At 64.8% G+C, this 23,273-nt stretch carries 25 protein-coding genes; 10 read left to right on the top strand and 15 right to left on the bottom strand.

Annotated elements, in window-relative coordinates:
* Positions 1-38: 38 nt before the first annotated feature.
* From J3S28_RS00585 to zwf, 4 genes are read left to right on the top strand one after another with little or no spacing between them, the layout of a single operon-like run.
* Positions 39-374 (top strand): hypothetical protein, encoded by a 336-nt coding sequence (locus J3S28_RS00585; protein ID WP_207835758.1) that lies wholly within the window; start codon positions 39-41, stop codon positions 372-374.
* Complete coding sequence (locus tag J3S28_RS00590) at positions 371-1,654, top strand: hypothetical protein (RefSeq protein ID WP_207835760.1); 1,284 nt, start codon at positions 371-373, stop codon at positions 1,652-1,654. Before J3S28_RS00585 ends, J3S28_RS00590 begins: the two co-directional genes overlap by 4 nt.
* Positions 1,638-2,189, top strand: coding sequence for an NADPH-dependent FMN reductase (locus tag J3S28_RS00595; protein ID WP_237340902.1), 552 nt, complete (start codon positions 1,638-1,640; stop codon positions 2,187-2,189). The genes J3S28_RS00590 and J3S28_RS00595 overlap by 17 nt, the downstream gene beginning before the upstream one ends.
* Before the next feature lie 46 nt (positions 2,190-2,235).
* Complete coding sequence (gene zwf, locus J3S28_RS00600) at positions 2,236-3,708, top strand: glucose-6-phosphate dehydrogenase (RefSeq protein ID WP_307796712.1); 1,473 nt, start codon at positions 2,236-2,238, stop codon at positions 3,706-3,708.
* 10 nt (positions 3,709-3,718) lie between these two features.
* Here zwf and J3S28_RS00605 read toward each other — a convergent pair whose 3' ends face one another.
* From J3S28_RS00605 to J3S28_RS00615, 3 genes are all read right to left on the bottom strand, one after another.
* Positions 3,719-5,296: an MFS transporter gene (locus J3S28_RS00605; protein ID WP_207835762.1), complete on the bottom strand. Its 1,578-nt coding sequence runs from the start codon at positions 5,294-5,296 to the stop codon at positions 3,719-3,721.
* Between the two features lie 160 nt (positions 5,297-5,456).
* Entirely contained in the window at positions 5,457-6,344 is an 888-nt protein-coding gene (locus J3S28_RS00610) for an alpha/beta fold hydrolase (RefSeq protein WP_207835790.1), read from the bottom strand.
* Positions 6,345-6,512: 168 nt separating this feature from the next.
* Complete coding sequence (locus tag J3S28_RS00615; RefSeq protein ID WP_207835792.1) at positions 6,513-7,100, bottom strand: TetR family C-terminal domain-containing protein; 588 nt, start codon at positions 7,098-7,100, stop codon at positions 6,513-6,515.
* Positions 7,101-7,203: 103 nt separating this feature from the next.
* Between J3S28_RS00615 and J3S28_RS00620 the strand changes: the two genes are divergently transcribed.
* The gene (locus J3S28_RS00620; RefSeq protein ID WP_207835803.1) at positions 7,204-7,629 is read left to right on the top strand and encodes a VOC family protein; all 426 of its coding nucleotides are present in this window, start codon (positions 7,204-7,206) and stop codon (positions 7,627-7,629) included.
* 34 nt (positions 7,630-7,663) lie between these two features.
* On the opposite strand, the gene J3S28_RS00625 is transcribed toward J3S28_RS00620, so the two are convergent.
* The 4 genes from J3S28_RS00625 to J3S28_RS00640 all read right to left on the bottom strand — a co-directional run bounded on the left by J3S28_RS00625 (position 7,664) and on the right by J3S28_RS00640 (position 10,983).
* A complete protein-coding gene (locus tag J3S28_RS00625; RefSeq protein WP_207835806.1) occupies positions 7,664-8,020 on the bottom strand; it encodes a UBP-type zinc finger domain-containing protein in 357 nt (118 codons plus the stop codon).
* A gap of 143 nt (positions 8,021-8,163) precedes the next feature.
* Complete coding sequence (locus J3S28_RS00630) at positions 8,164-8,526, bottom strand: hypothetical protein (protein WP_207835809.1); 363 nt, start codon at positions 8,524-8,526, stop codon at positions 8,164-8,166.
* Positions 8,516-8,689: a hypothetical protein gene (locus tag J3S28_RS00635; protein WP_207835812.1), complete on the bottom strand. Its 174-nt coding sequence runs from the start codon at positions 8,687-8,689 to the stop codon at positions 8,516-8,518. The genes J3S28_RS00630 and J3S28_RS00635 overlap by 11 nt, the downstream gene beginning before the upstream one ends.
* 146 nt (positions 8,690-8,835) lie before the next feature.
* The gene (locus J3S28_RS00640) at positions 8,836-10,983 is read right to left on the bottom strand and encodes an FUSC family protein (RefSeq protein ID WP_207835818.1); all 2,148 of its coding nucleotides are present in this window, start codon (positions 10,981-10,983) and stop codon (positions 8,836-8,838) included.
* 329 nt (positions 10,984-11,312) lie between these two features.
* Here J3S28_RS00640 and J3S28_RS00645 point away from each other — a divergent pair, with 329 nt between their 5' ends.
* Complete coding sequence (locus J3S28_RS00645) at positions 11,313-11,522, top strand: dodecin (RefSeq protein ID WP_207835821.1); 210 nt, start codon at positions 11,313-11,315, stop codon at positions 11,520-11,522.
* Positions 11,523-11,524: 2 nt separating this feature from the next.
* On the opposite strand, the gene J3S28_RS00650 is transcribed toward J3S28_RS00645, so the two are convergent.
* Complete coding sequence (locus J3S28_RS00650; protein ID WP_207838032.1) at positions 11,525-13,024, bottom strand: SulP family inorganic anion transporter; 1,500 nt, start codon at positions 13,022-13,024, stop codon at positions 11,525-11,527.
* A gap of 183 nt (positions 13,025-13,207) precedes the next feature.
* Between J3S28_RS00650 and J3S28_RS00655 the strand changes: the two genes are divergently transcribed.
* Positions 13,208-14,038 (top strand): endonuclease domain-containing protein, encoded by an 831-nt coding sequence (locus tag J3S28_RS00655; protein ID WP_237340903.1) that lies wholly within the window; start codon positions 13,208-13,210, stop codon positions 14,036-14,038.
* A gap of 77 nt (positions 14,039-14,115) precedes the next feature.
* Here J3S28_RS00655 and J3S28_RS00660 read toward each other — a convergent pair whose 3' ends face one another.
* Complete coding sequence (locus tag J3S28_RS00660) at positions 14,116-15,636, bottom strand: amidohydrolase (protein ID WP_307796714.1); 1,521 nt, start codon at positions 15,634-15,636, stop codon at positions 14,116-14,118.
* A 96-nt stretch (positions 15,637-15,732) separates the two neighbouring features.
* Between J3S28_RS00660 and J3S28_RS00665 the strand changes: the two genes are divergently transcribed.
* Positions 15,733-17,256 (top strand): acyl-CoA synthetase, encoded by a 1,524-nt coding sequence (locus J3S28_RS00665; RefSeq protein ID WP_207835823.1) that lies wholly within the window; start codon positions 15,733-15,735, stop codon positions 17,254-17,256.
* A 101-nt stretch (positions 17,257-17,357) separates the two neighbouring features.
* Positions 17,358-17,843 (top strand): PPOX class F420-dependent oxidoreductase, encoded by a 486-nt coding sequence (locus tag J3S28_RS00670; protein ID WP_207835825.1) that lies wholly within the window; start codon positions 17,358-17,360, stop codon positions 17,841-17,843.
* A 12-nt stretch (positions 17,844-17,855) separates the two neighbouring features.
* Here the strand turns inward: J3S28_RS00670 and J3S28_RS00675 are convergent, their stop codons facing one another.
* Genes J3S28_RS00675 through J3S28_RS00685 form a run of 3 tightly spaced genes read right to left on the bottom strand, consistent with a single transcriptional unit; the run spans position 17,856 to position 20,286 of the window.
* A complete protein-coding gene (locus tag J3S28_RS00675) occupies positions 17,856-18,602 on the bottom strand; it encodes a DUF429 domain-containing protein (protein ID WP_207835827.1) in 747 nt (248 codons plus the stop codon).
* Positions 18,603-18,604: 2 nt separating this feature from the next.
* Positions 18,605-19,012, bottom strand: coding sequence for a carboxymuconolactone decarboxylase family protein (locus J3S28_RS00680; RefSeq protein ID WP_207835837.1), 408 nt, complete (start codon positions 19,010-19,012; stop codon positions 18,605-18,607).
* 35 nt (positions 19,013-19,047) lie between these two features.
* Positions 19,048-20,286 (bottom strand): citrate synthase, encoded by a 1,239-nt coding sequence (locus J3S28_RS00685; protein ID WP_207835839.1) that lies wholly within the window; start codon positions 20,284-20,286, stop codon positions 19,048-19,050.
* Positions 20,287-20,386: 100 nt separating this feature from the next.
* Here J3S28_RS00685 and J3S28_RS00690 point away from each other — a divergent pair, with 100 nt between their 5' ends.
* Positions 20,387-21,511, top strand: coding sequence for a citrate/2-methylcitrate synthase (locus J3S28_RS00690; RefSeq protein WP_207835840.1), 1,125 nt, complete (start codon positions 20,387-20,389; stop codon positions 21,509-21,511).
* Positions 21,512-21,521: 10 nt separating this feature from the next.
* Here J3S28_RS00690 and J3S28_RS00695 read toward each other — a convergent pair whose 3' ends face one another.
* The 3 genes from J3S28_RS00695 to J3S28_RS00705 all read right to left on the bottom strand — a co-directional run bounded on the left by J3S28_RS00695 (position 21,522) and on the right by J3S28_RS00705 (position 23,145).
* On the bottom strand, positions 21,522-21,710 hold the full coding sequence (locus J3S28_RS00695; protein WP_207835851.1) for a hypothetical protein: 189 nt from the start codon (positions 21,708-21,710) through the stop codon (positions 21,522-21,524).
* Positions 21,707-22,660: an esterase/lipase family protein gene (locus J3S28_RS00700; RefSeq protein ID WP_207835862.1), complete on the bottom strand. Its 954-nt coding sequence runs from the start codon at positions 22,658-22,660 to the stop codon at positions 21,707-21,709. The genes J3S28_RS00695 and J3S28_RS00700 overlap by 4 nt, the downstream gene beginning before the upstream one ends.
* Positions 22,661-22,767: 107 nt before the next feature.
* A complete protein-coding gene (locus tag J3S28_RS00705; protein WP_084893137.1) occupies positions 22,768-23,145 on the bottom strand; it encodes a winged helix-turn-helix transcriptional regulator in 378 nt (125 codons plus the stop codon).
* Between the last annotated feature and the right edge of the window lie 128 nt (positions 23,146-23,273).

Here is a 23,273-nt window from a genome sequence, read left to right on the forward strand (position 1 = left end):
GGCACCACCGCCGGCCGCAGAGAGTGCGGGGAGTCGTCATGCCGCTGCTTCCGACCAGTTCAGACACGGAACCGGCCCTCTACTACCGCCATTGGCCTGCTGAACAGCCACGCGCAACGGTGTTGGCGCAGGCGGGCGCACGGCTCATCGAGCATGGGCCCACCGATTTCCCGCTGGTCGTCATCGGGCACAGCCGGGGCGCCACGGCTGCGACAGTCATCGCCGACGAGACACTGGCTGCTATCGACGGTCTGGTGATCAGCGGCGGTCCGTTGGCATCGTGGGAACCCGAAGGTGAACACCTGCTCAACGATGTGGCGCATGTGCTGGTCGCGAGGGATATCGTCGAGTTCGTGTTGGGCATACAGAAATGACTCTGGAGATCTCGGAGCAGCATCGCAAGGCGCTGGCCGAACTGGGGCAGTTTCCTCTGATCGACGCGATCGTAGGTCGCCGTTCGCGGAGGTTCCCCGTTGGTGGCAGCATCCCGGACGGACCGCTGGCCTACGAGTCGACCGAGCCGTCACGCTCGATCACGGACGTCGAGCGGGCGCTCATCGTCAGTGTGCTGGCCGGCGTGACGGGCTGGAACTACGGGATAACGCGCCACCCCGGGTATGCGCCGAAGGTGCCCAACTACCCGGGGTCGGCGGGCGGAAGGACGTTCCCGTCGGCGGCGGCCTTTCACACGAGCCAGTTGTTCTTCACCGACGACTCGGGAACCTACTTCTTCGGCTCGCGCGATGCGGCGCCGCACCAGGACCTGACCGCAGGGCCGGCCGATCTCGCATCCTGGATCTCGTCGACCGCCGACAGCTATCGGCAACTGTCGTCTGAGCGCTTGGTGCTGCCGCGGGAAGAGCCGTACATGGAGGGCCACAACACCTGGATCGCGAACTGGCCCGGCAGTCTGCTGGCGTTCCCCGTCGCCGATCTCTCCGAGCATCTGGTGGCCAACCTCAATTTCTTCGCCGCCAACGGATACGTCATCTACGACGACGTGCACGACAACGCCATCCCCGGCATCGAGAAGTTCTCGTCGCTGCCGCACTTCGACGATCCGGTGCCGCTCTCGTTTGTCGAGCAGTACACGTTGGCCGAGGCGAGCGCCGAGCTGGCGACCGCCACCAACACCGGAGTACTGCTCCTGCAAGGGCTCGGCCTGGGCGGCTGGACGTTCGACGGCCTCGACCGGCTCAGCGTCCTCGGTGCCAGTGGCGACCCGAAGGCGCCGGGTCTGGGATTCTCGTACGACACCGACGATCGCTGGCCGTTCCCGAATGCGACCGGGCTCGAGGGGGTGTTCGAGACCCTCGTGCCACCCTTCGTCGACTCGGTCACCGCCGGCGTCGAGAAGTACTACCAGCGCAAGTTCGGCCCCGGCGGACCCGGACATCCGAACACCCCGGGACCGTGGTCGGACTCGCCGAAAGTACGCTCGGAATACCTTCCGGCACAGGGTCTTCAAGAGCTGGTCACCCTGCAGGCCGAGTACATCTACCAGCGGTTCGGGAAGCTGCCCGGCACCGTGCCGACCATCCATGTGCTGATGTACCTGCAAGCACAGAACCTCGACCGAGGTTTCTACGATCAGAAGTTCGGGCCCGGTGCCTACCTGCCGACCCATACCCACCACGATGAAGTCTGGAGCTGACAACCTGATGTCCGACCCTGTGAAGGTCTCTGTAGTCGTAGGAAATCCGAAGTCGCAGTCGCGGACCCGTACCGTCGCCGAGGCGCTGGTTCCGGCACTACTCGATGAGGGGACCTACGACCTCGAGGTCATCGAACTCGCCGATCTTGCCGACGAATTGTTCCAGTGGGGCTCGGAGAAGGTCACCGCCGCGAAGACGTCGGTGGCGGCCAGCCATCTGGTCATCTTCGCCACCCCCACCTACAAGGCGTCCTACACCGGCCTGCTGAAGGCGTTCCTCGACCAGTACGGCGCCGACGGCCTCAAAGGTGTGGTGGCGATCCCGGTGTTCACCGGCGGCGACCTGACGCACTCGTTGGCTCCGCAGACGACTCTCGCGCCGCTGTTGCTCGAGCTGGGTGCCGCGATACCCGGCCGTGGGCTGTACTTTGTGATCGATGATCTGCCGCAGCTCGACGACTTCATCAAGAAGGCAGCTGCGGATTACTCGGCGGTCTTCGCCTCACTCGCCAACGTGGGGCGCGCGGTCGGCTGATCCGGTTGTCGCGCCCGAACGGTGCGAAAGTGGGACGATCAACGGTGTGACCGATGTGATCGAGCCCCGCGGGGCAAAAGAGAAGCGGGAACTCTCCCCGCACGTCGTCGTGTTGTTCGGGGCCACAGGCGATCTGGCGCGCCGCAAACTCCTGCCCGGGCTGTTTCACCTGTTCATGTCCAAACTGGCCCCGCCGATGCGGATCGTCGGAACCTCGCTCGACGACATGGACAGCGAAGGCTTCCGGGCGATCGGGGTCAAGGCGTGCAGTGAGTTCTCCAGCCGGGTCTTCACCCCGGAAGCCGCCGCCGAGTTCGGTGCGACCTTGACCTACGTTCCGCAGGGTGAGGGCGCCGAGGCGCTGGCCGCAGCGGTGCGAGAGCAACTCGACGTGCTGGGCAGCGAGGCACGGATGCTGCATTATCTGAGCGTCCCGCCCAAGGCCGCGATGGCGGTTCTCGAGATGCTGCACGAGGCCAACCTCGTGAAGCGATCACGCGTGATCATGGAGAAGCCGTTCGGCACCGACCATGACAGCGCGGTGGCGCTGAATGCGTCGATCCACCAGTGGTTCAAAGAAGAACAGATCTTCCGAATCGACCACTTCCTCGGTAAGGAATCGGCGCAGAACATTCTCGCCTTCCGGTTCGCCAACGGCCTGTTCGAACCGATCTGGAACCGGAACTTCATCGACTACATCCAGATCGACGTGCCGGAAAAGCTGTCGCTCGAGGGGCGTTCACACTTCTACGAGTCGACCGGTGCGTTCCGGGACATGGTGGTGACCCACTTGTTCCAGATTCTTGCGTTCGTCGCCATGGAACCGCCGACCGCGTTGGCCCCAGGGCCCATCGGTGAGGAGAAGAACAAGGTCTTCCGCTCGATGCGGCCGCTCGATCCGCACAACGTGGTGCGCGGTCAGTACGCCGGTTACCGCGACGAGCCCGGTGTTGCTCCCGAATCGGAGACCGAGACCTTCGTGGCGCTCAAAGCCGAGATCGACAACTGGCGCTGGGCAGGTGTGCCGTTCTACTTACGCACCGGCAAGAGTCTCGGCGAAGGCCAGCGAATCATCTCCATCGCCTTCCACGAACCGCCGAAGAGCATGTTCCCGGAGGGATCCGGTGTGGGACAACATGGCCCTGATCACTTGACCTTCGACCTGGCCGATGCGTTCAAGGTGTCGCTGTCGTTCTACGGCAAGAAGCCCGGCCCGGGTATGAAACTCGACAAGCTGAGTCTGCAGTTCGCGATGCAGGACACCGATCAAGTCGGACTCGTCCTGGAGGCATACGAGCGATTGATCCTCGACGCGATGAAGAACGATCACACCCTGTTCACGACCGCGGAGGGCATCGAAAGGCTATGGGAGGTCTCGGCTCCATTGCTCGAGAATCCGCCGCCGGTGCGTAGCTACGACCAGGGCTCGTGGGGTCCGAACGCGATCCACCAGCTCATCGCCCCGCACGCGTGGAGACTTCCTTTCGAACGGATCTGGCGGGGTCGCAAGGAAACCTGAACGCCGTTGGTCAGGCCCGTTCTCGAACGCTCTCCGCTGCATACTCTTTCATCAACTCGCGCTCCTTGGCGGCGTTCGGATAGCAGAACAACACCACGAGGCCGCCGACCAGGACCACGGCGATCGCGGCGCCGTAGGCCAGGAAGTCGCCGTGTACGAAGGCTTCTCGGGCCGCGGACAAGATCTCGTCGGCGTTGTCGGGGTAGCGAGCGGCCAGATCCTCGGCGCTGGAGAACGACTTGGTCAGTGCTGCCTGCGTCTGGTCGGTGATGGTGCTCGCGTCCGGTGACCCCGCGATCTGTTTCGAGAGGTTGTGTGCGTAGCCGGCGGTGAGGATGGCACCGAGGATCGACTGCATGATGGCCCCGCCGAGGTCGCGCTGGAGATCGGACATGCCAGAGGCCATGCCCGCCCGGGACAGTGGTACAGATCCGGTGAGTGAACGCGACGCCGGAGTCCCTGCGATACCGACCCCGAGCCCGATGCAGATGTAGACGAAGGCGACCCGCCAGTAGTGTGCTGTCTCGGTCCACAGGACCATGGCCGCGACCATACCGACGGCGATGATCGCGATTCCGAGGAGCAATGTCAGCCGGGATCCGCGGGCCTCCACCAGCCGTGCCGAGAACGGTGCCACCGCCACCATGCTGATCGCAGCAGGCAGGACCGAAGAGCCTGCGGCCAGGGTCGAATAGTGGAGCACGTTCTGCAGGTACTGCTGGCCGATGTACATCGCGCCCATCAGGGTTCCGAAGACCACGACACCACCCATGGCCGCGACCCAGAACGTCGGACGAGCCGCGATGTTGAGATCGAACAGTGGGGTGCTCGCGTGGCGCTGTCGGATGAAGAAGGCGAGACCCGCACCCACCGACACCGCACCCAGAATCGCGGCGACCAGGCCTGCTCCGGCCATGGGGAGAAAGTTGAGGCACAGCACCATTGCGCCGATGAACAGGATCGAGAAGACACCGCCGAGATTGTCGACCTTCTCGCTGGCGTCTCCGCTGTCCGCGGGCACCAACTTCCACGCGGCGACCAGCGCGACCACCGCGAGCGGCAAGGTCACCAGGAAGACCGAATGCCAGCTGAAGACCTCGAGCAGCCCGCCGGAGAGCACCGGTCCGAGCGCCGAGATCGCGCCACCGAGTGCTGACCACGCGGCGATTGCCTTGGTGCGGCTGGCCCCCTGCCACAGTGCCGTGATGATCGCGAGGGTGGTCGGATAGGCCAGGCCCGCAGCTATACCGCCGAGGAGCCGACCTGCGAAAAGCACCTCGATGCTGGGCGCGAAGCCCGCGATCAGCGATGCCGGGATCGACAGGCTCATGCCGATGACGAGCATCCGCTTGCGTCCGTGCCGGTCGCCGAGCGCACCGAAGTACAGGACCGAGGCAGCGAGCCCGAGCGAGTAGCCGACGGCGACCAGGTTCAGGCCCACGGCACTTGCGTCGAACGCCTTTCCTATGTCGGGCAACGCGACATTGGCCACCGCGAGATTGATGTTGGCGACACCGGCCACCAAGATCAGGGTGCTGAGTACCATCTTCGCCTTGGGCGGCGCCCTGTCGACGATCTCGGCCGCCATCGATGACTCCCCTCGCCGGCGCTTGACGCACCACCTGAAGACCGCGCTGATCTGCACAGTTCGGAACGAGAGTATCGCGAAAGGGTTTGCGGCGAGCGTTGTTCTACCCGGTGTAGCGATTGACCGGCTCGGGCAATCCGAGGTGACCGGCGCTTTTGTCTCAGGCCTTGTCGAGCACGGCGCGGATGATGTCCGCCAGTTCGAGTGGGGCATCGCTCTGCACGGAGTGACCGGATCCAGGAACGGTGATGACGTCGATGTCGGGCAGTCGTCTCCGGTATTCGTCGACATCGGCATCGGCCACGAAGTGGGAGGCGCCACCGCGTACCAGCGTGTACGGAATCGTGCTCGCGGAGAGAGCATCCCAGAGGGGCTCGGAATCGATGCTCTCCCGCAGGCGGTCGTACCGCCACTGCCAGCGCCCGTCGGCGAGCTGGCGGGTGTTGTGGATGACTCCGCGCCGGATCGATGACCTGCTCCGGTTGGGTGCGGCCATCGCCGTCAACTCGATCAGCTCATCGAGGTCGTCAAACGTGTCCGGACCCCCGCTGGCCAGGGCGACCGTTCCCCGATCCTTGCCACTGAGCTGCTCGAATCGTCTTGGCGACTCGGGACTGACGTCGACGAGGACCGCCCGCGGGATGAGACCGGGATCGTGTGCCGCGATCGCGATCGTCGTCAGTCCGCCCAGCGACATCCCGACCACGAGTACGGCCTCGGGCGCATGTTCGCGAATCGTTGCGGCAACCAGCGGAGCGTTGGGGAGCGGGCGATAGTCATGGTCGTCGCGCCAGGCCGAATGACCATGTCCTGGAAGGTCTATGGCCAGCGCCGGTACGCCGAGGGCGAGCAGGACGCTGTCCCAGGTGTGCGCGTTCTGGCCGCCTCCGTGCAGCAGGGCGATCCGGGGTGAGTCCGCGGTCCACTTCAATGCGCTCACAAGGTGACCGTCGACCTTCGTGCCGACGCGCGTCACTGCCGGCAATGGAGACGGCGGGAGGCCGATCTCGTTCGCGTTGTCAGGTAGCAGGTCGAATTCGGTGGGCATCGGGGTCCTCTCGGCGGCGAGATCTCACCCGTAGGCTACGGGCATCGGATGCCGACGTGTCCGGTCAATTAAGGAATGCCGGCCGCAACGTCGAAAAACTCCACGCCGTCCTCTCAAGTCGGAAACTCTGGTGCGCCCATGGTGCTTCCGGGTTCCGACAACGTCGTCTCAGGAGCGGAGCGACCGCACGATCCTGCGGAGGGTGCGCCAAGCGTCCTCGGTGCTCTGAGCAGGTGTTTCCGACGCCGCGATCCACAGTGCAGCCTCGTTCATCGCACCGGTCAGAAGAGCGTTGGCCGCTGGGACCGACGCGACGTCGAGGAGACCGGCGGCGTCGAGTTCGGTGAGAACCGCCAGCAGCAATCGCCCGGAGTTGTCGGCGTCTTGGGCTCGCCAGACATCCCAGCCCAAGACCGAGGGCGCGTCGATGAGCATGATCTGTCGCCGGTCCGCTCGCACACTCGCCTCGAGGAACGTGTGGCAGCCGGTCTCCAGTGCCTCCCATGGGTCACCGATGCCGGATGTCGCGTCGTCGACCGCCTGGCCGACGCGACGCTGCGTCTCGGCGTGCACCGCCCGGAACAGACCCGACTTGCTGCGGAAGTGGTGGTAGACAGCACCTCTGGTCACCTCGGCGGCCGCAGCCACGTCTTCCAGGCTGACCGCGGTGAATCCGCGGGAACCGAAGGCGTCGATCGCGACGTCGAGGATGCGCGCCGCGGTCAGCTCGCTCTGCTCTTTGCTCGCCCTGCCCATGAACTACACCTTTCCGAATCCTCACCCGTTGCCAAACTATACATACGCCGTGTATGTATAGAAATGCGGTTATACATACACAACGTTTCTAAGGAGAATCGTCATGGCACTCACCAGCTTCTATCCCGTCCTGATGACCAGCGAGGTAACCGCGACCGCGCGCTTCTTCCGCGACCATCTGGGGTTCGACGTCACCTTCGAGGCGGACTGGTACGTGAGCATGAGACGAGATCAGTTCGAACTCGCGGTACTCGACGCCTCGCACGAGACGATTCCCGACGGCCGCCGCGGAATTGTGTCGGCAGGCGTGTTGCTCAATCTCGAGGTCGACGATGTGGACGCCGAGTATCGGCGGCTGGTGACCGACGGGCCACTCGAGGCCTTACTGCCGATCCGGTCGGAGGATTTCGGTCAGCGCCACTTCATCGTGGCCGGCCCGGAGGGGGTCCTCATCGATGTCATCACGCCGATCGAGCCGAGCGAGGACTTCGCGGCGGCGTTCGCGGTGAACGCAGCCGAGGTGCGCTGACCGCCGGCTGTGCTGGAACCCGACTATCTCGCGATCAGTCGGATCGGTTCTGCAGCAGACTCACCCAGTTCTCGGGGACGTGCCCTCGGGGGCCCGGAGCAGTTTCGTCCGCGGGCCGTGACTGCGGGGGCGCCAACGCCGGTCCGTTGTAGTAGTCGTTGGTCTCGTAGTTCCAGAACCAGTCCTCACCGGGTTCGAAGGAACGGATGATCGGGTGACCGCTCTCCGTCGCGTGTTTCGACGCATGCCGGGACAGCGAGTCATCGCAGCAACCGATGTGCCCACAACTGGCGCATCGGCGCAAATGGAACCACCACCCACCGGTACCTTCGCAGTCGAGGCAGCCGGTCCCGCTCGGCGGGACGGTGGGGTCGATGTCGGGCGTAGTCATGTCAGGCAGACCTCTCGTCTCTTCTGTCCGAACGCGGCCATGAGATGCGGTCCGGACAAATCCTTCATACAAGACCGCCGGAGTTCGCGCGTACCAGTCGGCGCGGCAGCCCTCGAGGATCGCTGGGAGCGCATCGTGCCCGATCAGGAGTGGGTCTGCGAAGTGGGACGTCGGCGAGAGGCGGCTCGATACAGGCGGTTCAGCCTGCCGGCGACCGCGTGGTCGATCAAGTCGGCGAGGTCGGCCAGATGCGTCGCGAAGGCGGCAATCTGCCGGTCATCGAACCGTAGTCCGAGTCCTGCGGTGGCCGTCTCCACGACATCGCGTGCGACGTCATCGCTGTAGCCGGTGAGGCCGCGGAGCGAAACGAACGGGCCGATGTCACGGGTGCCCGGAAATCGCCAATCGAGCGAACTACGCAGGGCTGCATATGGTTTGAATGACCTGAGGAGGTCGATCTCCGCGGCCAGAGCGGTTGTCTGCCGGCGCGTGAGCTCATCGCACATGGCTGACCGCCTCGCGTCGGTTCACCAATTCCAGTTCCAGCTCGGCGCGGCCGGAATCCGGCTCGAACCCGACGCCGTGAGGCGCCCCGAGCGACGACCGATTCTGGTACGTCGCAATCAATCCGACCACGATGGCCGGTCCGAAGATCACCAAGAGTTCCATGGCAGTAACTATCCGTTCAAAAACTTCTTGCCAACAGTGGCTGAATTGACAGTATTGGCAAACTTTCTGCCAAACCCGCTGAACCGCGATGGCTGTGCAGGTCAGGACAGTGTTGAACACCCCGGTCGGTGCGGGCAATCGATTTATTAGGCGGGTGCCGCGTCCGCTGCCGATGCGAGGGTGGGCGACTCGACGAGCTCGAGCTCGCCGAGATAGGCCGTGGTGGCGATCAAGGGGCGAGCCTGAGCGACGCTGATGCCGTCGGCGACGGTATCGGCGCGCAGTGCGGCCACGGCTTCGGCCGCTATCCTCCCCGCGGCGTCGACTCCCACCGTGCCGATCCGAGCGGCATGGGCGTCGATCACCGCACACAGTCGGGGACCGGTGCCGGCCGGGTTGGAGGTGGGGGTGAGGTCGGCGATCGAATCGGCGACGACGCGCAACCGATTGGCCCGGCTCACGGCCCGCACCACCGGGGTCCGCTTCTCGACGGCAGTTCCGGTCTCGGAAAGATATTGCCGCGCAGCGTCGTCGGCTGCCCGATAGGCCAGCAGACCTTGTTCGCGCAGGTCTGCGATCTCGGACTCGCCGGCGGGGGTGGAACCAGCGGTGATCCTGGTGGTGACCGCCACCAGGTAACGCACGAACACATCTTGGGCATTGTTGATCGCTGCCCGCGCTGTGGTCGCCACACCTCGCGGCCACATCACCACCGACACGACGACCGCGACCGCGCATCCGATCGCGATGTCCTCGACCCTGATCAATCCGATTCGCCAGCCGGTCGGGTCGAGCACGTTGAACAGTGTGATGACCAGAACGGTGAACGCCGCCTGTCCGGCAGCGAACGAGATGACCTTGGGGATGTACGCGGCGCCGAATGCCGCTATCGGCAGCGCGATCCACAGTGCGACCTCGTTCGTACCCAGTACGGTGACGATGAGAGCGCCCACCACGAAGCCGGCGGCGGTGCCGAGCACGGCGCGCGCGACATTGGATCCGGTGGTCAGCGCGCTGGTCCGCAGGACCGACATCGCACCGAGAACCACCCAGAAACCGTGTTGCACAGGCACGACATGGATGAGCGCGACAGCGGCAGCCAGGCCGAATCCGGTACGCAGCGCATTGCGGGCGATGACGGAGTTCTTGATCACCGTGGACGACACCGACATCCGGGTTGCGGCGTATTCAGAGAGGACGAGATCGGCCACACCCGTTGGCGGTAACTGACCGCCCAGTATCTTGCTCACCATGGGTCGTGCATCGGCGGTCGAGGCCCATGCGACCGTACGTCCGATCAGGGCGATCGTGCTGCAGACCGTGTGGGCGCTCAGCAACCGCACGCCGGTCGATTCGGCGTCGGCCTCACTCTTGTCGGCGACGATCAACTCGATGTGGGCCCCGAAACGATTGTGCAGCAGCGAGGTCAGTGCGCCCACTGCGTCGCTGAGCGTGGCCCGCGACGACGCGGTGTCGACGGTGAGCACGTCGGCCGAGCGTTGCAAGACCCTGACTGCGTGCTCGCGCATGGGGTCTGGCAATGGCGACTGCGGTTTGCCCACCTGCGAGGTGAGCCATTCGAGATCGTCGACCACCCGGATCAGCGCCCGACTGCCCGCGGTCAGTCCGGATGGTCGGGTATCGGTGCCGAGATATATCTGACGCAGCCGGTCCATGGCTGCGGCGATGTCAACAGGATCATCCTCGGTCGGTTGCGAGTCGAGATGGCCGGCAAGGCCGGAGCACACCTCGCGGGCCCGCTCGCGGAGTTCGTTGTGGTGCCGAGGCGGTAGTAAGAACAGCGCTGCGGGGACGCTGAAGACGAGCGCGAGTGTCCAGCCGAGCAACCGGTCCGACAGCGGTCCCGCAGGGGAGGCGACCGGCAACACGAAGAGCAACAACGCCGCTCGCTGGGCCGCCGAGAAACTCGAACTGAGAATGGCCGCGTAGGAGACGACCACGCCCACCACGAGCATCGACAGCGCACCGAGCCAGCCCGGTTTCGCCAGGAACGTGGCAGCCGAGATGAACGCGTAGCCCACCACGGCCAGTGCCGTGTAGCTCACGGCCCGGCGTCCCCGTGTGCCCGGGAAGTCCACGAGCACAAGGAGCGCGAACGAGCCGAAGATGGTGAACAGCGGGGTTTGCGCTCCGCCCACCTGCAGAGCGATCGCGGCACCGACAGGGACGACGATCGCCGGCCGTATCGCTCGGCGTAGAGCGTCGAATCCGGGGTCACGCCGACGCACGGCGTCTCCGAACGCCGGCAGGGATCGGTGGACGCGGGTGCCCATGGGCGAATCGTAACTGCAAACCAGACGCGCGTCCTCAGGTCCGACGCCGACGGGCGGCCGTATGCGGATTCGCCCGATGCAGTGGACACTTGAACGCCGCCCATTCCCAGGATTGTTGGTGGGCAGCAAACCACGGAGGTCGTGACTGTTGACAACAGTCAGTTGGCAGTTCTCGGAGGGCATTCCCGCTGGCAGCGCCGCACGCTCGATCGTCCCCTGCCCGGGCGGATTGCGACAGATGTTGCGTGATCGCCGCCGCGTCCGCATTCGATCAGTAACGTTGGAGTGCGTAAGCGATCTATCACCGGCACAACAGAATCGAGAAGCACATGAGCGACAGCATCTACCGGGTCACCGAAATCGTCGGTACCTCGACGGTCAGCACCGACGATGCGATCAAGGGTGCAGTCACCAGGGCCAACAAGTCGTTGCGCAACGTCGACTGGTTCGAGGTCAAGGAAACCCGCGGCCACGTCGAGAACGGCGAGATCGCGCACTTCCAGGTCACTTTGAAGATCGGGTTCAAACTCGAGGACTGACGTCAGTCGACGGCGCCGAGCCGGCCCGACAACCGCTCGAGCCGCTCCAGGCTCGGGCCCTCGAGTCCGACGATGGTGGCGGTCTTACCCTGTGCTCGGTACTTGCCGAGGACGGCGTCGAGACTTGCCACCGTCGAAGCGTCCCAGACGTCGGCGTCGCTGAGGTCGATGATCACTGTATCCGGGTCACCGGCGTAGTCGAACTGGTAGACCAGGTCGTTGCTGGAGGCGAAGAACAGTTCGCCGCGTACCCGATACCGGCGTACCTCGGCCGTGTCCGCACCGCTGGGGTCGATCTCTGTGGCTGCATCGACCGACGTCAGATGGGCTACCCGCCGCGCGAACATCACCATCGCGGTCAGCACACCGAGGACGACACCGATGGCGAGGTTCTCGGTCGCGACGGTGGCCGCCACGGTCACCACCATGACCGTGGTCTCGGCGATCGGCATGATGCGTAGCGTCCGCGGATGGACGCTGTGCCAATCGAATGTTCCGACCGACACCATGACCATCACGGCGACCAGAGCGGCCATCGGGATCACCCCGACCACGTCGCCGAGCACCACCACGAGGATCAGCAAGAAGACGCCTGCCAGGAACGTCGACAACCGGGTGCGGGCCCCGGATTGTCTGACGTTGATCATCGTCTGCCCGATCATCGCGCAACCGCCCATGCCGCCGAAGAAACCCGTGACCAGGTTCGCGATGCCCTGGCCCCAGCCCTCCCGGGTCTTGTTCGAATGCGTGTCGGTGATGTCGTCGACCAGCTTCGCGGTCATCAACGACTCCATCAAACCGACCAGCGCCATGGCCACGGCGTACGGCGCGATCACGGAGAGGGTGTGCATCGTCCACGGCACATCGGGCAGCAGGAGCGACGGCAGCGAATCGGGGAGCGCTCCCTCGTCCTCGACGGTCGGGACGCTCCAGCCGAAAACGGTGACGACGCCGGTGATGAGCAGGATGGCGATGAGCGGTGACGGTACCGCCGACGTGATCCTGGGCAGCAGCACGATGATCGCCAATCCGGCCGCGACGAGTGGGTAGACGAGCCACGGTATGTCGTCGCCGAACAGGTGAGGTAGTTGTGCGATGAAGATGAGGATGGCGAGAGCGTTCACAAATCCGGTCATCACACTGCGCGGCACGAAGCGCATCAGCTTGGCGATGCCGATCAGACTCAAGACAATCTGTAGAAGCCCTGCGAGCAGCACTGTCGCGATCAGGTAGTCGAGACCGTACTTGCTGACCACCGGGGCGACGACCAGCGCGACGGCACCCGTCGCCGCGGAGATCATCGCAGGCCGACCACCGACGAACGCAATGGTCACAGCCATGGTGAAAGACGCGAAGAGACCGACCCGTGGATCGACCCCGGCGATGATCGAGAACGAGATCGCTTCGGGGATCAGCGCCAGTGCGACAACGAGTCCGGCAAGGATCTCGCGACGCAGCTGAGACGGGGAGCGGAGTAGTGAACGCACTGTCGCCGGAGGCATCTGCGAATGCAGGACAGGCTTGGAAGTGGGCACGGCAGAACTTAACCCTTGAGGCGTCGCCGGTGCGAACCGAGCAGTTCCGATTCCGCCCTGAAAACCGGCAGATATGAGATCGCCGAGGGGTATCTTCCCTTGGGCGCTCGGTATTTGCCGGTTTTCAGGGCAATGAAGCTGAATGCGCCGATGATCCGTCTGATCACCATGGACTTCGGTGTCTACTCGACCAAGGAACTGCTCCAACGGGGTTTCAGCACATGGCAGATCCGCCGGGAAGCAGACAACGGCGTGCTCGTCGCGCTACGGCGTGGTTGGTACGCGACAGCAACTGCGGACCCTGATGTGGTCACCGCCGTCCGGCTCGGTGGGGTGCTCGGCTGCGTGTCTGCATTGCGAAAACACAAGCTGTGGGTGCCGCCCGGTTACGAGCGGGTGCACACACGACCGACCAGGGACGGAGAACTGAAGAGCGCCCGGGCTTGCGTCGGCTTTGGACGCCCGCCTGCAGCGCTGACTGCGGTCGATCCGATTCCCGTCGCCCTCCTACATGCCGCGAAGTGTATGAGAGCCGAGCACTGGATCGCCACGTGCGACTCGGCGCTGAACTCGGCCGGGTTGACCGTCTCGCGCATGGCGTCGGAGATCGGTCCATCGGCACGCCGGATTTCATCCTTGTTGGACAAATGCGACCCGGACTCCCAGTCAGGCACCGAGTCGATCACTAGAGTCCGCCTGAGAGCCCACGGATTTGCTGTTGTCGTCCAGCCGTCGATCTCAGGTGTGGGCCGGACCGATCTGAGGATCGGGCGGCTACTCATCGAATGCGACAGCGTTCAACATCACACCAGCTTGGAGAGCTACCACAACGATCGCCGACGAGACCGTCGAGCGCTGGTGGACGGCTGGCTGACCCTGCGCATCACCTACGATGACGTGCTCTACGGCTGGGAGGCAGTTCTCGCCGATATTCGTGCGATCACCCGGCCGGATCGCCATCGCAGACGCGAGCGGCCCTGAAAACCGGCAGATATGGGACCGCCGAGGGGTATGTGCCCCCGGGCGCTCGGTATTTGCCGGTTTTCAGGGCGACATCATCACATCGCCAGATGGGTGACCCGGCCCGCGACCACGGTCGCCGCGACTCCGATGTTCCTGAGCAGATGTGCGGTGTCCGCGGTGCCGGCCGTGGAACTCAGCGGATCTTCGTCGACGAGGACGACGTCCCCTCGACTGCCGACACCGATCGTGCCCTGGCCATCGGTGCTGGCCGCGAGCGCTTGTGCGGCGGTCAGCGATTCGTCCGGATTCCAGGGATCGTCGTCGCCGGCCGCGCGGTGGACGGCGGCGGCCATGGCACCCCACGGGTCAAGAGGTGACACCGGCGCGTCGGAGCCGAGCGCCAGCTCGACCCCACCGGCGAGCATCGACCGCAACGCGAAACAGCGGTCGGCGCGGTCGGGCCAGCATTGGTTGGTGACGTCGCGGTCGTCGAGGAGGTGACCAGGCTGCACGCTGGCGCGGACCCCCAGCGCACGCATCCGGGCGACATCTTCGAGCCGGATCAGCTGCGCATGTTCGATGGAGCCGCGGGTGCCGGTCGATTCGAATGCGGTGAGGGCCTGATCGACGGCGGCGTCACCGATGGCGTGCAACGCTATGTCGAAGCCGCCGCGGCGTCCGCGGGCGAGCAGGGTCTCCAGCTCAGCGAGCGAGTACACCCGTTGGCCGCGTGGGGATTCCAGGGCATGGGCATCGGCGTACGGTTCACAGCAGTACGCGGTCCTGGTGTTGAGTGACCCGTCGGAGAAGATCTTCAGCGACCCCTGGGTCAGTAACCCGCCGCCGGATGAGAACTCGGTGCCGGTGCGCAGACCTGCGGCGATGACGTCGTCGAGGTGCTCTGCGTAGGTGACCGGGCGCACGCGCAGTTGGTCGATCCCGGCGTCGAAGCGGCGTGGCCAGTCGAGGTGGTTCGCGGCCATCTCGAAGTCGACGACACCGACCACCCCGGTGGCTGCGGCGTCGGCGACGGCGGCGCGGAGCATGAGGTCGGCGTCGCCGCCGGCGGCGGTCAGTCGGGCAACAGTGGGCTGCAGATCGAACCACTCACTTTCGAGCAGCGGACCCGTGCGTGGCCCGACGCCCAGGAGTGCCAGTGCTGTGGAGTTCACCCAGCCGGTGTGAATGTCGGCGCTGCCGAGGATCACCGGATGCGCGCCGCTGACGGCATCGAGTTCGGCGACAGTGGGAGCGGTGGGCCACGTCGCAGGTCGAAATCCATAGCCGACGATCGCTCCGCCCTGCCACGGCGCGGGGAGCGACGCGACATAGTCGGCGACGATCCGGGTCACCTCGGCGGTGCTCGCGGTCCCGGAGACATCGAGTTTCGCCCGGGACTGCGCCCACGCGGTCAGATGGACGTGCGCATCCCACAGGCCGGGAATCGCCCAGCGTCCGGAAGCGTCGAGAACGGTGTCATCCGGGCCCGGACGCAGATCTGCACCCACTTCCGTGACGACGCCGTCGCTGATCCTGATGTCGACAGGAGAGTCCGGTGCGGCGTTCGTCCGCACCGGAACCAGGCGCGCCCGGCGAATGAGAGTCGATGTTGGCACGGTTGACCACTTTTCAGGAGAAAGGGGCGTGGCGCAACGTACGTCGAGATCGGCGAGTGCCCCCGCCGTTACTAGGAGTTCCTATAAAGTCGAAACATGAGTTCATTGCTACGGGCCAGCACCGTCGACGGTGTCTTGCGGAGATCCGCCGCGAAGTTTCCGGACCGTGTTGCGCTCCGGTTCGGCGATCGATCGTGGACGTACTCCGAACTCGACGCAGCGGTGACGCGGGCGGCTGCGCACCTGCTGTCTCTGGGGTTCGTCTCCGGTGACCGGATTGCGGCTTACGGCACCAACTCCGATGCCTACGTGATCGGGTTTCTCGCCTGTGCGCGTGGAGGTTTGATCCACGTCCCCGTCAACTATGCGTTGAAGGAAGGGGAGTTGACGTACCTGATCCAGAACTCCGGCAGTCGCGCTGTGCTGGTCGACCCTGCGCTGCGGTCGAACCTGGCGGTTGTCGCGGCCGAACTGGGGATCGATCAGGTCATCACCCTGCGGGACGAGAAGGGTTCATTCCTCAATGCGGTGTCGGCAGGGGAGGTGCCGGTGGTGTCCGTCGACGTCGACGAATCGACGCTGGTGCAATTGCTGTACACCTCTGGGACCACCTCGAAGCCCAAGGGCGCCATGATGACCCACGGCGGCATGGTGGCCGAATACGTGTCGTCGGTGATTGCGCTGTCGTTCACTGCGACTGACAACCCGCTGATCGCGATGCCGCTGTACCACTCAGCAGGCATGCATGTGTTCATGCTCCCGTACCTGGCGGTGGGCGCTACGGTCAGCTTGCTGGAGACCCCCAACATCCCTGAGATCCTGCGGCTGATCGAACAGGAGAAGATCGGCTCCCTGTTCCTGGCGCCGACGGTGTGGGTGCCGCTGGCAGGGCATCCGGATCTCGATACCCGGGATCTGTCGTCGCTGACCAAGGCACAGTACGGCGCCTCGATCATGCCGGTGACGGTGCTGGGCCGGCTGCGGGAACGCTACCCGGCAATCAAGTTCTACAACTGCTTTGGCCAATCCGAAATCGGTCCGCTGGCAACGGTTCTGCAGCCGGAAGACCATGCCGATCGTCCCGCTTCCTGCGGTAAGGCGGTGTTTTTCGTCGAGACGCGTGTGGTCGACACGGAGGGCAATGACGTTCCCGACGGTACCGCCGGTGAGGTTCTCTATCGCTCGCCTCAGCTGTGCCAGGGGTACTGGGACAATCCCGAGGCCACTGCAGAAGCGTTCCGGGACGGCTGGTTTCACTCCGGCGATCTGGTCACGCAGGATGCCGAGGGTTACATCACGGTGGTCGACAGGATCAAGGATGTGATCAACACCGGCGGGATCCTGGTGGCCTCGCGAGAGGTGGAAGACGTGATCTACACCCACCCAGGGGTCGCAGAGGTCGCAGTGGTCGGAACCCCCGACGACAAATGGATCGAGGCGATCACCGCGGTGGTCGTGCTGCGCTCTGATGCCGGTGAGGTCGCGGCCGAGGACCTGATCGCCCACGTCAAAGAGCAGATCGCTCCGTTCAAGGTCCCCAAACGCGTGGTGTTCGTGGACGAGCTTCCGCGAAACCAGAGCGGAAAGCTGCTGAAGCGGGAGTTGCGGGCGGAGTTGTAGCCCATCACCCACCCGTTTTCGCACCGCCCACCGGCAACAACCGGTGGGCGGCACGAATTCGGGTGGGCGGTGGCCACGACACCGCGGCTAGGGTGGATGTCATGGCCCGCACAGTTGCAACGAACACCGACGTCGATCTCGCTTCCCTGCTGGATTTCATCCGGCCGCGGCACAAGATGCTGCTCAGCACCGTCCGGAAGAACGGCGGCCCGCAGCTCTCGCCGGTCACCGGCGGCGTCGACGACCAGGGGCGCATCGTGATCTCGACGTACCCGGGTCGCGCCAAGGCCAACAATGCGTGTCGGGACGAGAACGTCAGCGTCTGCGTGGTGTCAGACGAGTGGAATGGAGCCTGGGTGCAGGTCGACGGGACCGCGGAGGTTCTGAACATGCCAGAGGCCGAGGACGCGTTGGTCGACTATTTCCGCAGCATCTCCGGCGAGCATCCCGACTGGGACGAGTACCGGGCCGCGATGCGACTGCAGAACAAGTCGTTGATCCGGGTGACCCCGACCAGATGGGGACCGTTGGCAACCGGTGGCTTCCCGTCCGACATCGCCGCCAGGCTGGACGCGCAGGACCGATAGCGGCTCGAGTCGTCAACTCGGCGCCAGGGCTTCCAATGGCTGGTTGGGCACGTGAATCCAGCCTTCACGTTCGGCTACGAGCATGCGCGCGGCATCGGGCAATTCGGTCATACCGAGGGCCGCTGCCCGCGCGATCACTGCGGTGATCACCGCATCGAAAGCGTCGTCACTGCTGGTGCACAACGCGCGGTGCGGTCCGAAATCGAGCCAGGGTGCGAGATCACACAGATCGTCGATGAGCCGGGCGAGAACCTGGTGGTTGGTCTTTCCCTTGTACCGGTTGTGGCTCAATCCCCAGATCTTCAGCGCCGCAGCCGGGTATGCCTCGACCGCGGTGCCGTTCACACGGCCGGCGTCGAATCCGGGGCCATCGGCCCGGGCGAGTAGTCGGACCGCCCTGAGTGCGACGTAAGCGATGCGGTCGGCCGATACGCTCAAAGGGACCAAACCCGTTCGGGCCCTTATCCATTCATCGGTCATCCGACGTACGAAGCGAGTGACGCCGGGTTGGGTGAACAACTCGTTCTCGCTCGAACTGTCGTGGACGTGATGTGCCGACACCACGTCGACAAAAGCATCGGGCCAGCCGAACGGCGCATCGATGCCGGTCCGGTCGGCGGTACGCAGTGCGGCCAGGATCATCTCGTCGGTGACCGTGGTGCGGACGTCGATGACCGTCGCACCGGCAGGAGACCAGTCGATCGTCGCCATCGCGGTGCGCTCGGGCTGGGAGGCCAGGTCGATGCCGAGGGTGCGCATCGTCAGTCGGCAGGGGTGTTGTCGAAAACGTCTTGCACGATTCGCATGGCCGACATCGCGGCCGGGGCACCGCAATACCCGCTGGTGTGTATGACCGCTTCGGTGATCTCTGTGCGGGACAGTCCGTTTCGAAGTGCTCCCCGGACATGCCCGGCGAGTTCCTCATGCGCCCGCAATGCGGTCAGCAGGCCGATGTTGAGCAGGCTGCGATCGCGCCGCTCGAGGCCGGGTCGGGTCCAGACACCACCCCAGACGAGGTCTGTGATGGCCGTCTGCACAGCCTCGGATTCGGTTCCCCGCGTTCGAGCCAGGGCCCTGTCGACGAACTCGTCGCCCATCACCTCACGGCGGACCCGCAGTCCGGGTTCATAACGTGAGTGGCCGTCGCCAGTGGTGTCGTCAGAAGTCATGTTGACGATCCTTCCACGGTGTGTGTGCGGACGGTTCACGGGCGCACACCGACGTACACGCCCTCGGGGCGAAACCGCAGCCGCGGCTCCTGATATTCCTCCAGCGCATGGGCAACCCACCCGGCGATGCGAGCCAGCGCAAAGATGGTCTCGGAGGCATCCGGTCCCATCTCGAAGCGCACAGCCAGTGCGGCCAATGCCATGTCGGAGTTCATGAAACCCGCACCGGCGCGCTGCAACTGCGGACGTAGTTCCTCGAGGGCACGGCCCACGGTGGGATCGCCACCGGTGGTGGCCCCGAGCATCCCGAACAGCGCCTCCGCGCGCGGATCGCGATGCCGGTAGACGACGTGCCCACAGCCGGGAACCGGTAGTCCTGCGGTGGTGTAGGAGGCGAGTGCCTCGACAGGGTCTCGGAGCGCTGCTGTGAGGAAGCGATAGGCCGCAGTCGCCGCGCCGCCGTGCAGGGTCCCGTCAAGTGCGCCGAGGCCCGCGCTGATCACCGAATAGATGCTCCCGCGTGCGCTTGCAGCGACCCGGGCGGCGACGGTGCCGGCCGACAGGTCGTGATCGGCGAGCAGTACCAGCGCGGCATTGAGAACCCGGACACGCCTGGGGTTGGCAGGAACGTCCGTGAGCCGTGGCCAGAGTTGCGCAGCGAAGCTGTTGCCCCGGACGGGGCGGTCGTCGAGAAGGGGAAGAGCGCTCAGCGAGTTGGCGTAGATGTCGCGGGTCCGGGCCACGACGTCCACGGGTGCGTTCTGGTGGCGGAACCTGTCCCGAGAGCCGAGGACATCCACCACGATGCGGATGACATCGATGCGCCGATCCTGTGCGCGCCGGAGGCCATCGATCTGCCGAAAAGTGCGTTGCGACAACAGCTGTGGTTCCCGATCCGGGCTCACGTTCCACAGTAGTTCCGAGACTTTTTCGAAGTCGCGTTCAGCAGCGAGCACGGTGGCATCGTGGCCGCGATAGTAGAGGCGATCGTCGTCGATGAGCGTGAGGTGGGTACGGATCCGCTCGACCATCCCGGCCGGCGGCCTGCTGACCGACCGCCGCGTGAGTGCATCGACATCGTCGACGAGGAAGACGCTCCCGCGCACACCGTCGATCCGCCCACTGGTGAGGTGACCACGACTGACGTAGGCGTACACCGTTTGTGGTTTGACCCCGAGCATTCGGCACACCTGAGCGGTGGTCAGGTAGTCGCGGCCGTCGTGGCGAAGCGGTGTGGTGGGGCCGCGTCTTCGCCCAGCGGATGTACCAGCCATCTCTCCTCCTCAAACATTGATTTCATCAACATTGACACACCTCACCCCCTGGGTCGAATGTTTCTGTAGGACAACGTCAGAACATGGATCGGAGAATGCGATGTCGATGATGGTGGCACCACCGGGTTTGAGCAACGTTGTGGTGGCCGATACGAAGGTCGGCGATGTCAACGGAGATGAAGGCTTCTATCAGTACCGGCAGTACTCGGCCATCGAGCTCGCGACCAGCCGGAGTTTCGAAGAGGTATGGCACCTCTTCGTGTACGGCAGGCTTCCCGACCCCGGCGAGTTGGCCGCCTTCTGCGCCGTGACCAGAGCTCTTCGCACCATCCCACCCGAGCTGACTTCGCTGCTCCGAACGGTGGCCCTCGCGGGCGGCGAACGCCAGTTGCTCGCCGGTTTGCGGACGATCCTGTCGGCTACAGCACTAACGCGCCACAGTCTCCCGATGTGGGACTCGAGCCCGGAGCAACGGGTCGCCGACGCACTGGCCGTCGCCGCCGTCACCCCGACCATTCTTGCCGCGCTGCATCGGATCCGAAGCGGGGAAGACCCGGTATCACCCCGCGACGATCTGTCGACCGCGGAGAACTGGCTCTACTGCCTGTCCGGGAACGAACCCGAGCCCAGGGCGGCGCGGGCCATCGAGCAATACCTGATTGCGACGATCGACCACGGCTTCAACGCCTCCACATTCACCGGCCGGGTCATCGCTTCGACCGGTGCCGACGTGGTCTCCGCGGTCTGCGGCGCGATCGGGGCATTCTCCGGTCCGTTGCACGGCGGTGCTCCGGACCGGGCGCTCGATGCGCTCGACGAGATCGCCGAGGTCGGTGATGCCACTACCTGGGCCAACGAGCAACTGGCGCAGCGCAGCCGGATCATGGGCTTCGGTCACGCCGTGTACCGAACCGCTGACCCGCGCTCGGACATGCTGCGCGACATCGCGATCGATCTGGGTGGCCCTCTGGCCGAGTTCGCGGTGCAGGTGGAGAAGGACGTGGTCGCAGTCCTCGCCGAGGCATACCCGGACCGAAGTCTTTACGCCAACGTCGAGTTCTATGCCGGTGTCGTGATGGACCGATGTGGGGTGCCGCGGACGATGTTCACACCGACCTTTGCTGTCAGCCGAGTCGTCGGCTGGTGCGCGAACATCCTCGAGCAGGCCGAGGACCGGAAGATCATTCGGCCCAGTGCCAGGTATGTCGGCCCGCCTGTGGAGTGAGCACGGTTGCTCAGTTGCGGTGCAACGGAAGGATCGAACGGACGGTCTCGCTGCGAAGCCAGAGGCCGGCCCAGACGATGGCACCGGCGAGGATCGGCATGAACACGCCCGCGGCAAAGGGCTCTGTCGGGAACTCATCGGTGCGCAGATCGTTCGCTCCGCCGGGGGCTTGTGTGGGGCACCACCCCCGTGCGCTCACCCGGTGAAGGGAAGGGCCAACTCGCAGGGCACCGCGCGCGGATGCTCGGGATCGAGGGCGTTGAGCACGAACGTGGCCGCGCGTCGCGATCCGGCGACGCCCGCGTGCTCCGAATAGTCCTGCGAGCAGCCGTCCTGCACGACGATGTTGGTGGAGTTCGCGGCCCGCAGAGATCCGCTTGTGTAAGGGACGATGAGCTCGTCGAAGCGGGTCATGATGTTGGTGTAGGTGATATCGGGATCGAGGATGCCGCCCGCCTGCAGCCTTTTCATCATGTCCGATCCCTTGGACATCTGGAGGCAGGCCCCGCAGAGCAATCCGATGGTGTCCTGCTGGAGTTGATCGACACCGAGCGCCTTCGCGTAGGCCGTCAGTTCGCCCGCGGCGGCCACGTTGGTGCCGTTCCACAGCGGTGCCAGCGAGATGTACTTGTCGACCTTGTCGGCGCCGCCGAGGAACTTGATCCAGTATGTCGGCATGAGGGTGCCCTGCGAGTGGCCGACGATGTCGACCTTCTTCGCACCGGTGGACTTACGAACCCGGTCCACGAACGCTGACAGCTCTGCGGCGCTCTTCTCGATGGGAGCGAAGCCGCCGATCGCACTGATCGGCCAGGGAGCTCCTGGAATCGTTCCGTAGTTGAGGGTGTAGACGCAGTAGCCGTTGTTGGCGAGGAGCGGGACGTAGGTGCCCCAGTTCGTCTGTGCGCCGCCGCCGGTACCGTGCACCAGCACGACTGGCTCCGGGTGTTGGGGCGACGGTTTGCAGTTCCAGTCGTTGGCCCCCGGCAGCGAACCACCCGGGTTCGCCAGCTCGTTCGGGATACCGGCGAAGAAGTTATAGGTCACGGGCAACGGATCCTTGGCGGCCGCGGGTCCGGTGCCGAGGACGGTTCCGACGCACAAAAGTATCGAGGCGATCATCACCCCGACCGCCCGCGCCTGCCGCATCCTGCTCCTGCCGATGAACTCGCAATTAATCACTACTGTCTGCAAGTTAGTCGGAGCCGGAATCGCCGCGCTACGGATTCGCAGATTCGATCCCTGACCGTGACCGGTCAGCGACTGTCGTACCGATTCCGCGAGGCGTAGACGTCGTCCATGTTCGACTGCACGACTTCGATCAACCCGACGAGACGGTCGGCGACTTCACGCCCGAGTGGGGTGAGGTCGTACTCCACCTTGGGTGGGATTGCCTCGAGAACCGTGCGGGTGATCATGCCGTCGCGCTCGAGATTCTGGAGGGTTTGCGAGAGCATCCGCTCGCTGACCCCATCTACTCGCCTGCGGAGCGCGCTGAACCGATAGCTGCCCTCACCGAGGGCGGCGAGCACGAGGATGCCCCAGCGCCCAGTGACACCTTGCAGGGTTTCACGCGAGGAACAGTCTCGGGCGAACACGTCCGCCTCGAGCGAACTGCTGGTGTCCTCGGTCATTCATCCACCATAACCCAGGGATGACCTGGATGGTTACCGGATGGCTTGCGCTTACTAATAGTAAGTGCATACTGTTGGGGAAGCGCGACAGCGAACCTTTTTTAACCAATCGAATTGGAGCACCAGCC

Source organism: Williamsia soli (assembly GCF_017377795.1).
Taxonomy (GTDB): domain Bacteria; phylum Actinomycetota; class Actinomycetes; order Mycobacteriales; family Mycobacteriaceae; genus Williamsia; species Williamsia soli.

What these genes read in the sequence shown, in the direction of transcription:
- J3S28_RS00640 (WP_207835818.1), bottom strand. Translation starts at nt 10,983, where the DNA reads ATGGGCACCCGCGTCCACCGATCCCTGCCGGCGTTCGGAGACGCCGTG.
- J3S28_RS00645 (WP_207835821.1), top strand. Translation starts at nt 11,313, where the DNA reads ATGAGCGACAGCATCTACCGGGTCACCGAAATCGTCGGTACCTCGACG.
- J3S28_RS00665 (WP_207835823.1), top strand. Translation starts at nt 15,733, where the DNA reads ATGAGTTCATTGCTACGGGCCAGCACCGTCGACGGTGTCTTGCGGAGA.
- J3S28_RS00590 (WP_207835760.1), top strand. Translation starts at nt 371, where the DNA reads ATGACTCTGGAGATCTCGGAGCAGCATCGCAAGGCGCTGGCCGAACTG.
- J3S28_RS00615 (WP_207835792.1), bottom strand. Translation starts at nt 7,100, where the DNA reads ATGGGCAGGGCGAGCAAAGAGCAGAGCGAGCTGACCGCGGCGCGCATC.
- J3S28_RS00650 (WP_207838032.1), bottom strand. Translation starts at nt 13,024, where the DNA reads ATGCCTCCGGCGACAGTGCGTTCACTACTCCGCTCCCCGTCTCAGCTG.
- J3S28_RS00705 (WP_084893137.1), bottom strand. Translation starts at nt 23,145, where the DNA reads ATGACCGAGGACACCAGCAGTTCGCTCGAGGCGGACGTGTTCGCCCGA.
- J3S28_RS00655 (WP_237340903.1), top strand. Translation starts at nt 13,208, where the DNA reads ATGATCCGTCTGATCACCATGGACTTCGGTGTCTACTCGACCAAGGAA.
- J3S28_RS00630 (WP_207835809.1), bottom strand. Translation starts at nt 8,526, where the DNA reads ATGTGCGATGAGCTCACGCGCCGGCAGACAACCGCTCTGGCCGCGGAG.
- J3S28_RS00605 (WP_207835762.1), bottom strand. Translation starts at nt 5,296, where the DNA reads ATGGCGGCCGAGATCGTCGACAGGGCGCCGCCCAAGGCGAAGATGGTA.
- J3S28_RS00670 (WP_207835825.1), top strand. Translation starts at nt 17,358, where the DNA reads ATGGCCCGCACAGTTGCAACGAACACCGACGTCGATCTCGCTTCCCTG.
- J3S28_RS00690 (WP_207835840.1), top strand. Translation starts at nt 20,387, where the DNA reads ATGTCGATGATGGTGGCACCACCGGGTTTGAGCAACGTTGTGGTGGCC.
- J3S28_RS00610 (WP_207835790.1), bottom strand. Translation starts at nt 6,344, where the DNA reads ATGCCCACCGAATTCGACCTGCTACCTGACAACGCGAACGAGATCGGC.
- J3S28_RS00595 (WP_237340902.1), top strand. Translation starts at nt 1,638, where the DNA reads ATGAAGTCTGGAGCTGACAACCTGATGTCCGACCCTGTGAAGGTCTCT.
- J3S28_RS00625 (WP_207835806.1), bottom strand. Translation starts at nt 8,020, where the DNA reads ATGACTACGCCCGACATCGACCCCACCGTCCCGCCGAGCGGGACCGGC.
- J3S28_RS00685 (WP_207835839.1), bottom strand. Translation starts at nt 20,286, where the DNA reads ATGGCTGGTACATCCGCTGGGCGAAGACGCGGCCCCACCACACCGCTT.
- J3S28_RS00620 (WP_207835803.1), top strand. Translation starts at nt 7,204, where the DNA reads ATGGCACTCACCAGCTTCTATCCCGTCCTGATGACCAGCGAGGTAACC.
- J3S28_RS00675 (WP_207835827.1), bottom strand. Translation starts at nt 18,602, where the DNA reads ATGCGCACCCTCGGCATCGACCTGGCCTCCCAGCCCGAGCGCACCGCG.
- J3S28_RS00700 (WP_207835862.1), bottom strand. Translation starts at nt 22,660, where the DNA reads ATGCGGCAGGCGCGGGCGGTCGGGGTGATGATCGCCTCGATACTTTTG.
- J3S28_RS00585 (WP_207835758.1), top strand. Translation starts at nt 39, where the DNA reads ATGCCGCTGCTTCCGACCAGTTCAGACACGGAACCGGCCCTCTACTAC.
- J3S28_RS00680 (WP_207835837.1), bottom strand. Translation starts at nt 19,012, where the DNA reads ATGACTTCTGACGACACCACTGGCGACGGCCACTCACGTTATGAACCC.
- J3S28_RS00635 (WP_207835812.1), bottom strand. Translation starts at nt 8,689, where the DNA reads ATGGAACTCTTGGTGATCTTCGGACCGGCCATCGTGGTCGGATTGATT.